Here is a 13,216-nt window from a genome sequence, read left to right as displayed (position 1 = left end):
AAGTCACTGCGTCACAGGCACTTTTTCGCTGATCCTCCTGCCGTCATCGCGAGCGAAGCAAACCGATCCTTCTGCCCGCGAACGCGGTAGACAAAAACCGGAAGCGCATGCCGATACCGACGGCTACCGCCTGATCTCCTCGACCACACGCACCAGCGGGCGGTCGGAAATCTGGATCGGGCCGGAGAACGGCGTGCTCATTTCCAGGATCAGATAGATCGCGGCCGAGACCAGCGCCGCCGCGGCGACATAGGTCGAGATCACGACCGCGTTGCGCGGCGCGCGAAAGCCGAGGGTGGCGAACATCAGCGTCAGCCAGCCGACCAGGATGCAGATCAGCGGCGACGGGAACGAACCGTCGGACTGCTCGACGAAGGTCCAGCGCTGCTGCACCGCCTGGCGATAGACCGACCGCGCGTCGTTCTACAGCGCGACCTTCTGCTCGTCGTCGAACCGCAGCTCGCGGAGGCTGGTGCCGACCTCGTCGAGCAGATGTTCGGACACCTCGTTCGCCCGCGAGATCGGCACATCCTTGAGCACCTGCTCGACATAGGCGAGCAGCCGCCTGCGCGGCTCGTCGGCGCTCGGCCCGAGCGGCCGCAGGCTGCGATCGAGCAGGATGAGGTCGGTGGCGAACACATGCAGATTGCGGTCGACCGCCACATAGGTGTTGGCCGAGTTGTTCATCATCAGGCCGAGCAGCAGCGACGGCATGGTGAAGAACAGCGTCGCGACCAGCCGCACCGAGGTGTTGGTCTCGTCGCTGCGGTGATGGTCGGCGAACCGGACATGGATCGCCATGGTCCCAAGCGCGGCGCCGCTCAGCAGGATGAAGATCAGGACGGCGACGACGAATGCGACCACGGCTTGCGGAGACCTGCGAGAGAATCAGGTGCGTAGGATAGCAAGGGACGCGGTGCATGTCCGGTTGACTGGCCCTGCCAAGGCGCTATCCAGTCCGGACCGTTTCTGGCGCGCCGGGTGCGCCCGAGGCGGAGCGCAGCGGCGCCCGGGGGAGAGAGACAAGTGCATTTTGTCGACGACAGCGAGGTCAACCGCGTCCTGAGCTTTCCGATCCTGATCGCGGCGATCGAGGCCGCGCACCGCCGGCCCAAGATCGCGGTGCGCGACGGCTATCTCGGCGACGACAGGGGCCAGCAGCTGGTGACGCGCAGCGCCGTCGATGCCGGACGCTTCATGATGACCAAGCTCTACACCAGCTTCCCGGGCAACCTCGCCGACGGCAAGCTGCCGGCCGTGCAGGCGGTCTGCGTGCTGTTCGACGGCAACAATGGCCAGCCGCTCGCGGTGATGGATGCCGCCGAGATCACCCATTGGAAGACCGCCGCGGACTCCGCGCTCGGCGCCAAGCATTTGGCCCGGCCGGATGCCGAGACGCTGCTGGTGGTCGGCGCCGGCGAAATGGCGCGCTGGCTGGTGCGCGGCCACCGCACGGTGCGGCCGCAGTTGAAGCGGGTGCGGGTCTGGAACCGGACGGTGGAGCGCGCGCAAGAACTCGCCACGCTGCTTGAGGGCGACGGCATCGCCGCCGAAGCCGTCACCGATCTCGATGCCGCAACGCCCGAGGCCGACATCATCACCACCTGCACCCGCTCGCGCGAGCCGCTGGTCAAGGGCGCCAATTTGCGGCCCGGCACCCATCTCGACCTGGTCGGCGGCTTCACCCCCGAGACCCGCGAGTCCGACGACGAGGCGGCCCGGCGTTCGCGTATCTTCGTCGACCGCCGCGAATCCGCCTTCGACGGCGTCGGCGACATCCTGGCCCCGATCGCCAGCGGCGCGATCAAGGAAAGCGACGTGCTCGGCGATCACTACGATCTCGCCAGCGGCAAGGTCGCCGGCCGGCAGTCGGATAGCGACATCACCTTCTTCAAGAACGCCGGCGGCGGGCATCTGGATCTAATGACCTGCGAGACGGTGTTCGCGCAATTGGGGAAGGAGTTGAAATAACGACGGAGACGTAGGGCGGGTTAGGCGAAACCGTAACCCGCCGCGGCTCGATCCGCGGAAAGACGGCGGATTTCGCCTTCGGCTAATCCGCCCTACCTACTAGGTCTCCCGCAACCAGACCTCGCCGATCGAATGGTCGGCGCGCTTGCGCAGCACGACGTCGGCCCGCGTCCGCGTCGGGAGAATGTTCTCCCTGAGATTGGCGCGATGATGCTCGCGCCACAGCCGCTCGGCAACCTCGCGCGCGTCGCTGGGCGGCAGGTCCCTGTAGTGGTGGAAATAGGACGCCGGATTCCGGAACGCGGTCGGCTGCAGCTTGAGAAAGCGCTCGACATACCAGGACTGGATGTCGGCCTCATCGGCATCGAGATAGATCGAGAAGTCGAAGAAATCCGAGACCACCACCGGCGCCGTGCCGCGCGCCAAGAGCACGTTGAGGCCCTCGAACACCAGGATATCCGGCTGCCGGACGACCTGACGTTCCGATGGCAGGATATCGCCGATCAGATGCGAGTACACCGGCAGCTCGAGCTCCCCTTCGCCCGCCTTGGCGGCCGCGAGGAAGCGCAGCATCCGCGGCAGATCGTAGCTGTCCGGAAAACCCTTGCGCCGCATCAGGCCGCGCTCCTCGAGGACGCGGTTGGCGTGCAGGAATCCGTCGGTCGTCACCAGCTCGACCCGCGGGTGATCTGCCCAGCCAGCCAGCAGCGCGCACAGCACGCGCGCAAAGGTGCTCTTGCCGACACCGACGCTGCCGGCCAACGCGACGATGTAGGGAGAACGGCGGGCCGGCCGGCCGAGGAATTCCGCCTTGACCTGCATCAGATTGCGCGCCGCCGAGAAATGCAGGTTCAGCAGGCGCATCAGCGGCAGATACACGTCGCTGACTTCGGCTGATGTGATCGGCCCATTCAGACCGCGAAGCGCCGCGAGATCGGCGTCCGACAGCGTCAGCGATGTGCTGTCGCGTAACGCCGCCCAATCGTTGCGGCTGAAGATCATGTAGGCGGACAGCTCGTCGGGCTGGGTCATCCTCATCCGTCGCGGTGAGCCTGATGCTCAGAACCGTAGGGCGGGTTAGCGAAGCGTAACCCGCCGCAACACAATGCGCGGATAGACGGCGGATTACGGCTTTCGCCTAATCCGCCCTACTCTTATTCCGCGGCCTGCTGCGTCGGCGCGTCCAGCACCGCCGACACCTTCGGCGGCGACATCGGCAGGCTGTAGAAGCGCTTGCCGAGCGCGTTGTGGACGGCGTTGGCGACCGCGGCCATGACCGGCACCAGCGGCACCTCGCCGACGCCCTTGACGCCCTGCGGATGCTTCGGGTTCGGCACTTCGACCAAGGCGCAGTCGAGCATCGGCAGGTCGGAGCAGACAGGCATGCGATAGTCGAGGAAGCCGGGATTATCGACCTTGCCGTCCTTGTTGTAGATGTACTCCTCGTTCAGCGCCCAGCCGATGCCCTGCGCGACGCCGCCCTGCAGTTGCCCCTCGACATAGCTCGGATGCACGGCCCGGCCGACATCCTGCACGGCGGTGTAGCGGATCACGCGCACGATTCCGAGCTCGACATCGACCTCGACGTCGCAGATATGCGTACCGAAGCCGCCTTCCGCACCTTGGGTGTTGAGCTGCACGCTGGCGCCGATCGGGCCGCCCTGCGACGGCGCCTTCTCGGCGAGGTCGGCGAGCGTCAGCGGCTCGAACTGGCCGGCATTCGGGCTGACCGGATGCGCGGCGCCGTTCTCCCACTTCACGGCTTCCGGATCGATCTCCCAGATCTTGGCGGCGCGCTCGCGCAAGGTCGCGATCACCTTGTCGGCCGCCTGCGTCACCACCATCGAGGAGGCGAACAGCACGCGGCTGCCGCCGGTCAGGTTGGAGAAGCCGACCGTTTGCGTATCGCCGATGATCACGGAGACGCGCTTGTAGTCGATGCCGAGCAATTCGGCGCAGATGTTGGCGATGCCGGCGCGCGAGCCGCCGATGTCGGGGTGCCCCGTCGTGACGACGACATTGCCGTCCTCGGTGATGTTGACTTGGGCTGAGGATTCACCGCCGGCATTGAACCAGAAGCCGCTAGCGACGCCCCTGCCCTGATACTGGCCGAGCGGCGCCGCATAATGCGGATGGTTCTGTGCGGCTTGCAGCGTCTCGATATAGCCGATGCGCGGGAACACCGGGCCGTGCGCCGCCTTGGTGCCTTCCTTGGCCGCGTTCTTCAAACGCAGCGCCAGCGGATCCATCTTGAGCGCTTCCGCGAGTTCGTCGAGCACGCATTCCACCGCATAGGCGCCGATCGGCGCGCCGGGCGCGCGATAGGCCGCGACCTTGGAGCGGTTGGAGCAGACGTCAAAACCTTCCGACAGCACATGCGGAATGTCATAAGGAGCGAAGCTGCACCCGACCGCGCCGCGGATCGGCGAGCCCGGGAAGGCCCCGGCCTGTAGATAGAAGCTGCCGTGGGCGGCGACGATGATGCCGTCCTTTCTGGCGCCGATCTTCACCGTGCTTTTGGAGCCCGAGGTCGGTCCCGTCGCGCGCATCACCTCCTCGCGGGTCATCACCATCTTGACCGGGCGGCCGGATTTCTTGGCAAGCAAGGTCGCGAGCGGCTCGAGATAGACGATGGTCTTGCCGCCAAAGCCGCCGCCGATCTCGGCGGGAATGGCACGAATGTCGCTCTGCGGGATGCCGGTCAGCATCGAGGTCATCGCGCGCACCATGAACTGGCCCTGGCTCGACGACCAGATCGTGGTCTTGCCGTCGGCCGCAACCGAGATCAGGCAGGCATGCGGCTCGATATAGCCCTGGTGCACCGGGCGCGTCGTGAAGGAGCGCTCGATCACGACATCGGCTTCCTTGAAGCCTTGCGCGATGTCGCCCTTCTTGGACTCGATACGGCCCATGATGTTCGACGGCTTGCCGTCGAACTTGTTGAACTCGTGCAGGATCGGCGCATCAGCCTTCAGCGCGTTGTCTATCTCGATCGCCCAGGGCAGCACCTCGTAGTCGACCTCGATCAGCTTGCAGGCTTCGGCGGCGATCGCCTCGGTGGTCGCGGCGACGGCGGCAACGGGATGGCCGGGGAATAGCGCCTTGTCGCGCGCCATCACGTTGCGGCACATCCAGCGCATATCCTGAATGCCGAGCATCAGGGCGCCCTTCTCGATCGGGAAATCGACGATGTCACGCGCGGTGACCACCGCCTTGACGCCGGGCAGCGCCTCGGCCCTGGCGGTGTTGATCGACTTGATGCGGGCATGCGGATGCGGGCTGCGCAGCACCTTGCCCCAGATCATGCCGGGCATGGTGGTGTCGGCGGCAAACGCCGCGCGCCCGGTAACCTTGTCGACGCCATCGGGCCGGATGGTGCGCTGGCCGATCCATTTGTTGTTGACGACGTTCATGCGCGTGCCTCCCGCATTTCAGCCGCGGTCTCCATCACCGCGCGGACGATCTTGTCGTAACCAGTGCACCGGCACAGATTGCCGGCGAGCCAGAAGCGGACTTCCTCTTCGGTCGGATTGGAGTTCTTGGCGAGCAGCGCCTCGGAGGCGACCAGCATGCCCGAGGTGCAGATGCCGCACTGGAGTGCGGCGTGCTCGAGGAATTTCTGCTGCAAGGGATGCAGCCTGTCGCCCTTGGCCATGCCCTCGATCGTCCGGATCTCGTGGCCCTCGGCTTCGGCCGCCAGCATCAGGCAGGAGCAGACCAGCCGGCCGTCGAGGGTGATCGAGCAGGCGCCGCAATCGCCGGACGCGCAGCCCTCCTTGGAGCCGGTGAGCCCCAATTGCCCGCGCAGGGCGTCGAGCATGGTCTCATACGGCTCGCACAGGAATTCGACCGGCTCGCCGTTGACGGAGGTGGTGACGTGCAGTTTCGGCATGGTGCTAGTGTCCTCCCGCGCGCTGGGCGGCGATCGCAGCGGTGCGCTTGAGCAGCACGCCGGCGGTTTTGGTCCGGTAGGCGATGGTGCCGCGCTTGTCGTCGATCGGACGGCAGGCGGCGCGACATGCAGAGCTGGCTGCTTCGAGTGCGGCATCGTCGAGCTTCGAGCCGACGAGCGCTTGCGCGGCCGACGCGACCAAAAGCGCGGTCGGCGCCACCGCGCCGAGACCGACGCGGGCCGCGGTGCAGACACCATCCTTCAGGGTCAGGCTGACGCCGATACCGACCACGGCGATGTCCATCTCGGTGCGTGGGATCATCCGCAGATAAGCGTCGCCCGAGCCTTTGGGCCGCGGTGGCAAGGTGAAGCTGATGAGAATCTCGCCGTGCTTCAGATTGGTCCGTCCCGGTCCGGCCGGCACGTCCTCGACCTTCATCTCACGGCGGCCGTTCGGCCCCTGCACGGTGACGACCGCACCAGCTGCGATCATCGCCGGCACGCTGTCGCCGGCGGGCGAGCCGTTGCAGAGATTGCCGCCGGCGGAGGCCCGGCCCTGCACCTGCTTGGAGCCGATCAGGTTCACGGCCTCGAGCACGCCGGGCCACACCTTGCCGAAGCGCGCGTGCTCGGCGAGCGCCATGCCGGAAACGGCGGCGCCGACGCGAAAACCGCCATCGGCGGTCTCGGTGATCTCGGTCATCTCGCCGATCTTCTTGATGTCGACGATCAATCCCGGCCGCACCAGGCCGGAGCGCATTTGCACCAACAAATCGGTGCCCCCTGCCATAATGCGGGCGGCACTTCCGGCGGCAGCAAATGCGCCAATCGCTTCATCAAGCGTGCGCGGTGCTACGTATCGGATATCGGTCATGGCTGTTCTTCCGGTCTCCCTCGACTGCTTGTTCCCCTGAATTTCCGGGATGTGGCCTTATTGCTGGCCGGCAGGATAGTGAGCCTACACGGCGGATCGGGGTCCGAACAGCCTGCGAGGTGTGGCAGGAAGCGCAGGCTCCTATGCAGGATGCGCGCTTGCGCGGCGTCGAAGCGGCGCGCCGCGGCCGCGCACTGTGCGATCACGCGATAGTGTTGCGCGCGGCACAAATCCCTCATCTGCGCGCGCCATCATGCGACATGCAGTGTCGCTCATCCGTCCGCGGCCAGTGCCGGCCGTGGGTCATCGCCCTCGCCGCCATGCTGATGGTTTGGGCGGCAGCGGAACGTTCAGGCGCCGCAGCGGCGAGCAATGACGTCTGCGTCACCTGCATCCGCATCCGGGTCGGCACCCCCACCATCGTCCGCGGCCCCGCGGCCGATATCGCCGACAACCGGTTCAACGAGATCGCGCTGCCGAACGGCCGCTTTCGCGGCTTCGACGCCCATGGCGAGACCCGCGCGATCGATGGCGCCCGGCCGTCGGCCATGGCAGGCCCCGCCCGCGTGGTGTTGCGGCCGGGTCCACCCGGCAGTGTCGATTCCTGCGGGCAATGGCTGAACCATGCGGAGCGCCGCGGCACGAGCGTGCTCGGCTTCATCCATGACGAAACTGCGTGCAATTATCCGGCGGGCCAGACCCACAAGTCGATGGCGCTGGCGACCTCGGCCGACGACGGGCTGACCTGGAAGAGCCTCGGCCAGATCATCACCGGCACCGACCGTCCGACACCGGGCAAGAACACCGGCGAAGGCGACTGCACCGCGGTCGATGCGCATGACGGCTTCTTCTACGCCTACTGCTTCCGGCCGCGCGATGCCGGGCTGATCGTCGCGCGGGCGCCGGTGACGGATCCCGCGCCGGGCAAATGGAGCAAATTTTTCGATGGCCGCTGGGACCAGCCCGGGCTCGGCGGCGAGGCTACGCGGCTGATGGCAGGCTCAGGCGTCAGCGTCGCGCGTTGGACGACGAGCGACGAGCTCATATTGACCGGCTGGGTCCCGGGCGGCCTCGGCCTGTTCCTGACCCGTGATCACGTGACGCTCAAGGCGATGCCGGAGCCGCTGCTGGCCCTTGATCCCGGCGTCTGGCAGCGCCCGGCGCCGTCGGAACTCGTCACCTACCCCGTGCTGCTCGACGCCACCAATGGCGGCAACCAGCTCTCCAACACATGGATGCTGGTGCACGCCTGGTCGCCGCCGGGCGGCGGGCATGCGGACCACTATCTGGTGTTCAGGCCGATCGAAGTGACGCGCAGCGACACGCCGTCCGGCGCGCAGGTCGGCGTGCAGCTCGCGCGCTGGTACAATTCAGGGCTGCACGACCGCTGGTCCACCACGGGACCCGTTCCCGGCAACGGTAGCGCGTACCGGCTCGAAGCGCGATCCGGCTATCTGATGACGACAGCCCATGCCGACGCGCCGACGACGGAGTTGGAAGATTGCGTCAGTGAGCGCCCTGGCCATCCCGATCATCTGCTGGCGGAGAAAGGCTTTTGCGAATCCCGCGCCTATCACCGGCTGCGCACCGCCGGCTGGGTCTATGCGCAAGCGCGCCCCGAAACGCTTCCGCTGTACCAATGCTACAGCGCGCGGGAACAATCGCACTTCGCCTCGAACGCGGCGGATTGCGAGAAGCTCGGCGAGAACGAACGCCTGCTCGGCTACGCCCTCAAGCAGTAAACGCTTACGCAGCGCAATGTCGCAGCCGGATCGGTTTGTGATGGCCCGGCCCTTGCTTGCTTTAGCCAGCGGATTGGTGAAGCATGCCGGTCGCTGTGGCATGCGTGTGCCGGCGCAACGACAAATCGGGAGACGGCGAATGGTCGATGTTTCGCGCAGAACGCTCCTCAAGCTCGCGGCCAGCGTGCCGCCTGTGATCGCAGCCCCGGCGATGCTTTCGTCGCGCGCCCTCGCCGCGGCCAAGGGCAAGACAATCACGGCCGTGATGCATTCGGACCTGCGCATCATCGATCCCGGTTTCACCACCGCCTACATCACCCGCGACCATGGCTACATGGTCTACGACACGCTGCTCGGCATCGATTCAGCCTTCAAGGTCAGGCCGCAGATGGCGGACTGGACCGTCTCGGACGACAAGCTCAGCTACACCTTCACGCTGCGCGACGGCCTGAAATGGCACGACGGCGCGCCGGTCACCTCCGAGGACTGCGTTGCTTCGCTGAAGCGCTGGGGCACGGTCGACGGCGGGGCGCAGAAGCTGGCTGAATTCACCGCATCGCTCGAGACCAGCGGGGCGAAGACGATCGTGCTCAAGCTCAGGGAGCCCTACGGCCTGGTGCTGGAGACGCTGGCAAAGCCGTCCTCCTATGTCGCCTTCATGATGCCGAAACGGTTGGCGGAGACGCCGCCCGGCAAGCAGATCGCCGAGCAGGTCGGCTCCGGCCCGTTCAAATTCGTGACGGCCGAATTCCAGCCCGGCGTCAAGGCAGTGTATGAGCGCAACGCCGACTATCTGCCGCGCAAGGAGAAGCCGGATTGGCTGTCGGGCGGCAAGATCGCGAAGGTCGATCGCGTCGAATGGGTGACGATGCCCGACGCGCAGACCGCGATCAACGCGCTGCAATCCGGCGACGTCGATTTCCTGGAACAGCCGTCGGTCGACCTGCTGCCGATCCTCGAGGCCAACTCCGATCTGTCCGTCGGCGTACTGAACAAGTTCGGCTTCCAGATCGAAGGCCGGATGAATTTCCTACATCCGCCGTTCGACAACCCCAAGATCCGCCGTGCCGCGTTCCTGGCGCTGAACCAGAAGGACGTGCTCGACGCCACCATCGGCAACCCGAAATTCTACGAGATCTGCGGCGCCTATTTCGCCTGCAACACACCGCTAGCCAGCGACGCCGGTGCGGAGACGCTGATCAAGGGCAACGGCATGGCGGAAGCGAAGAAGGCGCTGGCGGCCTCGGGGTATGACGGCACGCCGGTCGTGATCATGATCCCCGGCGACAACCAGACGCTGAAGGGGCCGCCGACCGTGACGGCACAGAAGCTGCGCGAGGCCGGCTTCAACGTCGACGCGCAGGTGATGGACTGGCAGACCCTGGTGAGCCGTCGCGCCAGCCAGAAGCCGCCCAAGGACGGCGGCTGGAACATGTTCTTCACCTTCACCGGCGCCACCGAGGTGATGAATCCGGTCGGCAACAATTTGATCGCCGCCAACGGCAAGCGCGCCTGGTTCGGCTGGCCCGAGGACGCCAGGCTCGAGCAGTTGCGCGACGCCTACGCCCGCGCGACGTCGCCCGAGGAGCAGAAGAAGCTCGCAGTCGAGATTCAGAAGCAAGCCTATGAACAGGTGATCTATATCCCGCTCGGCCAGTTCCGCGCCGCGAGCGCCTGGCGCAAATCGCTCACCGGCGTGCTGGAAGGCCCTGTGCCGCCGGTGTTCTGGAACATCGACAAGACCGAATAGCCGCAGCCGCGCACAGCCAAAATCAAAAATGTCGAAAACAACCCCATGCAAAGGAGCCGGCGGCTGCCGAAGTTCGACAAAGCAGCACGACAGGGCAGCTTGACACGTCGGGCAACTCAGGGGTACATTTCCAATATTCCGAAATCGCGCTCCACAAGGAGCGCGACCTCCCAGGCGAAGAACCCCCGCCGGACAGGAACGTGGCTCGCTCATCAGTCAGGAATATGCCTACGCCACGTCGGGCAAAACGCCCGACGACATTGCGAGACCGTGTGCGGCGTGAATGCTATGGATTCTGCTCGCTGAACCGGCGGTCGCGAGAACCGGCATGGAAGCACGCAGATTCGATCACAAGGGAATGCCTGCGCGGCAGCAGGCAACCAACGGCCGGCGCGGCGCCTGGTCGACGGTCGGACCCCGCCTGCCACAACCCGGTGCCCTTGATGACTCGTCCCCATGACCGCCGACCGCGGAGCCGCGCGATGCGCAAGGGCTGGTGCAAACCGACAATCGGCGTAGCGATCATCAGCCTCGGTCTGTTCGCCGCGACCGAGCTGTTCGCCGAAGGCCGCAAATACGATCCCGGCGCCAGCGACACCGAGATCAGGATCGGTCAGACCATGCCCTATAGCGGGCCGGCGTCGTCAGTCTCGGTCATCGGCAAGCTCCAGGCCGCCTATTTCCGGATGATCAACGACCACGGTGGCATCAACGGGCGCAAGATCAAGCTGATCTCCTATGACGATGCCGGCACCCCACCGAAGGCCGTCGAACAGACCCGCAAGCTTGTCGAAGGCGACGAGGTGCTGTTCACCTTCCAGACGCCCGGCACCGCCTCCAACGTCGCCGTTCAGAAATATCTCAACGACCGTCGCATCCCGCAGCTGTTCGTGGGCGGTCGCTCGACGCGTTTCGAAGACGCCGCCGACTTTCCATGGACCATGGGATTCGCGCCAAACCTGCGGACCGAAATTCGCGTCTACGCGCGGTTCATCCTCGACAATTATCCGGACGCCAGAATCGGCCTGCTCTACCAGAATGACGAAAGCGGCAAGGACTATCTCGCCGGCTTGAAGGACGGACTCGGCGCAAAGGCCGCGCTGATGGTTGCGTCCGAAGCGCCTTACGAAATGACGGACCCGACCATCGACTCGCAGGTGGTGCGGCTCAAGGCAGCCGGCGTCAACGTGCTGATCGACATGGCGGCGCCGAAGTTCGCCGCCCAGGCGATCCGCAAGGCGGCGGAGCTCGGCTGGAAGCCGATACACATGCTGGGCGTCGGCTCGTCCTCGATCGACGCGGTGCTGGCGCCCGCGGGACTTGAGAACGCCAAGGGGTTGATCTCGGCGAGCTCGTTCAAGGAGGCCGCCGACCCGAGCTGGGCCGACGACGCAGGTATGAAGAAATGGACCGCCTTCATGGCGTCGTACTATCCGGAGGGCGACCGAAAGAGCATCTTCACAACCTACGGCTATAGCGCCGCCGAGTTGCTGGTGCGCGTGCTGCAACAATGCGGCGACGACGTCTCGCGCGACAACGTCATGCGCCAGGCCGCCAGCCTGCACAACGTCACGCTCGACCTGCTGCTGCCCGGACTTGCCATCAACACCAGCCGCGCCGACTATCGTGTGATCAAGGAGTTCCGCATGATGCGCTTCAGCGGCGAACGATGGGAGCCGTTCGGGCCAATCGTCGCCGATTAGAGCAGCATGGGCTTCGATTGAAGCAGAGCCAACGCACCGGCTCGCCGCCTTGACGCGTGTCCTTTCGCACGACTCCGCGCCTCGTTTCGCGCGACGGCGCTGTTGCAATTGCCCATCATTCGCACGCGAATGATTTACGCGATAATTGGGACTCGAGGTCTGCCTCTGAGGGAAGTGGCAGTTACCAGGATCGGTCGTCATCGATGGCTTTTGAGCCTACTAAGGCACCACGCATCAGGCCTTTTTCCGAGCAAGCCGGTCGAAAAGTGCTAGACTTTGGCTATGACCTGCGGCGGCTGCCATGATGGGCCCCGCACAGATGGCGTGATTCATTACCATTCTCGGCGGCGCGAGTGCACGCTGACAGTCGCTATCACGCCGCAGCAAGCCAAGGCGAACCTATCGCACTAATAGGCCATCCACACATTCGCCTGTGCGCCGCAGTCCGGAAGTCGATACAGAGGCAACGCTATTCTGGAACAGGAGAGAGCCATGTCGGCCAAGCTATTCGGCAGAGGCCTGCACGCTTTGGCACTATTCGGTTTGGCAGCTAATCTAGGAGGGATTTCGATATCCGTAGCCGCCGCCGAAGCTCAGACGAAACCGATACAAGAACCCATTACGGGTAACGAAGATCTTGGAGACCTGAGCCAGCCCGAACAGGCATTGGCTCAGTTCTACCGCGGCTTCAATACTCGTGATCTGAAGATGATTGACGATAACTTTGCTCATTCCGATGAGGTTGCGATCGATAATCCTCTCGGAGGCATTCGGCGGGGAGCAGATCAGCCGCACGTGATGTATGAAGGAGTCTTCAGGAGTCCGGCGGACGTTCACGTTGTATTTTGGGACTACACCATACACCGCGCGGGCGATGTATTCTGGGCTGTTGGGCGTGAGCGCGGTACCTATCGTGACGGTGATGTCGAAAAAAATCTAAATATTCGCACGAGTCGCATCTTTCAACTGATCGATGGGCGCTGGCGACAGATGCATCATCACGGATCAATCGAAGATCCCAAACTTCTCGGCGACTATCAAAACGCAGTTCGATCTGCAGCGGCGAAAGCCCGCTGACGCGTCTTGAAATCGTTCGCGCCAATCGGGCCAGAAATCGCTCAATGATCGCTTCTGGCCCGTGGAAGCGTTCATTCGGACCAATTTCGACCTCGCCTTTTGAGGGCAAAGCGGACCGCGCGCGCTATGAGCACGCGCCCTACCCCGGGTGCCACCAGCGGCCGTCGATCACGACGCCTTCGGATGCGACCTTACGGCCGCCGGTCA

The 13,216-nt window shown here is 65.0% G+C and carries 9 protein-coding genes and 1 pseudogene; 5 read left to right on the top strand and 5 right to left on the bottom strand.

Translation table 11 applies throughout. The annotated features are described in order from the left end of the window. Positions 1–123: 123 nt before the first annotated feature. Positions 124–864 (bottom strand): annotated as a pseudogene (locus ACVINW_RS26685) (bestrophin-like domain). A 162-nt stretch (positions 865–1,026) separates the two neighbouring features. Here ACVINW_RS26685 and ACVINW_RS26680 point away from each other — a divergent pair. Then, complete coding sequence (locus tag ACVINW_RS26680; protein WP_456754053.1) at positions 1,027–1,971, top strand: ornithine cyclodeaminase family protein; 945 nt, start codon at positions 1,027–1,029, stop codon at positions 1,969–1,971. Between the two features lie 99 nt (positions 1,972–2,070). On the opposite strand, the gene coaA is transcribed toward ACVINW_RS26680, so the two are convergent. From coaA to ACVINW_RS26660, 4 genes are all read right to left on the bottom strand, one after another. Further along, the gene (gene coaA, locus ACVINW_RS26675; RefSeq protein WP_456754052.1) at positions 2,071–3,003 is read right to left on the bottom strand and encodes a type I pantothenate kinase; all 933 of its coding nucleotides are present in this window, start codon (positions 3,001–3,003) and stop codon (positions 2,071–2,073) included. Between the two features lie 122 nt (positions 3,004–3,125). Then, a complete protein-coding gene (locus ACVINW_RS26670) occupies positions 3,126–5,384 on the bottom strand; it encodes a xanthine dehydrogenase family protein molybdopterin-binding subunit (protein WP_456754051.1) in 2,259 nt (752 codons plus the stop codon). After that, positions 5,381–5,863 (bottom strand): (2Fe-2S)-binding protein, encoded by a 483-nt coding sequence (locus ACVINW_RS26665; RefSeq protein ID WP_456754050.1) that lies wholly within the window; start codon positions 5,861–5,863, stop codon positions 5,381–5,383. The genes ACVINW_RS26670 and ACVINW_RS26665 overlap by 4 nt, the downstream gene beginning before the upstream one ends. Before the next feature lie 4 nt (positions 5,864–5,867). Then, positions 5,868–6,728, bottom strand: coding sequence for an FAD binding domain-containing protein (locus tag ACVINW_RS26660; RefSeq protein WP_456756508.1), 861 nt, complete (start codon positions 6,726–6,728; stop codon positions 5,868–5,870). A 335-nt stretch (positions 6,729–7,063) separates the two neighbouring features. Here ACVINW_RS26660 and ACVINW_RS26655 point away from each other — a divergent pair, with 335 nt between their 5' ends. The 4 genes from ACVINW_RS26655 to ACVINW_RS26640 all read left to right on the top strand — a co-directional run bounded on the left by ACVINW_RS26655 (position 7,064) and on the right by ACVINW_RS26640 (position 13,009). Beyond that, positions 7,064–8,479, top strand: a complete 1,416-nt coding sequence (locus tag ACVINW_RS26655; protein WP_456754049.1) for a hypothetical protein — start codon at positions 7,064–7,066, stop codon at positions 8,477–8,479. 139 nt (positions 8,480–8,618) lie between these two features. Continuing rightward, the gene (locus tag ACVINW_RS26650) at positions 8,619–10,229 is read left to right on the top strand and encodes an ABC transporter substrate-binding protein (protein ID WP_456754048.1); all 1,611 of its coding nucleotides are present in this window, start codon (positions 8,619–8,621) and stop codon (positions 10,227–10,229) included. Positions 10,230–10,711: 482 nt separating this feature from the next. Continuing rightward, a complete protein-coding gene (locus ACVINW_RS26645) occupies positions 10,712–11,932 on the top strand; it encodes an ABC transporter substrate-binding protein (RefSeq protein ID WP_456754047.1) in 1,221 nt (406 codons plus the stop codon). A gap of 492 nt (positions 11,933–12,424) precedes the next feature. Further along, positions 12,425–13,009 (top strand): YybH family protein, encoded by a 585-nt coding sequence (locus tag ACVINW_RS26640; RefSeq protein ID WP_456754046.1) that lies wholly within the window; start codon positions 12,425–12,427, stop codon positions 13,007–13,009. Positions 13,010–13,216: the final 207 nt, after the last annotated feature.

The sequence above is a fragment of the Bradyrhizobium sp. USDA 4461 genome, from assembly GCF_054055655.1.
The sequence above is the reverse complement of the archived record's forward strand: the minus strand, read 5'-3'. Positions and strand labels throughout refer to the sequence as shown.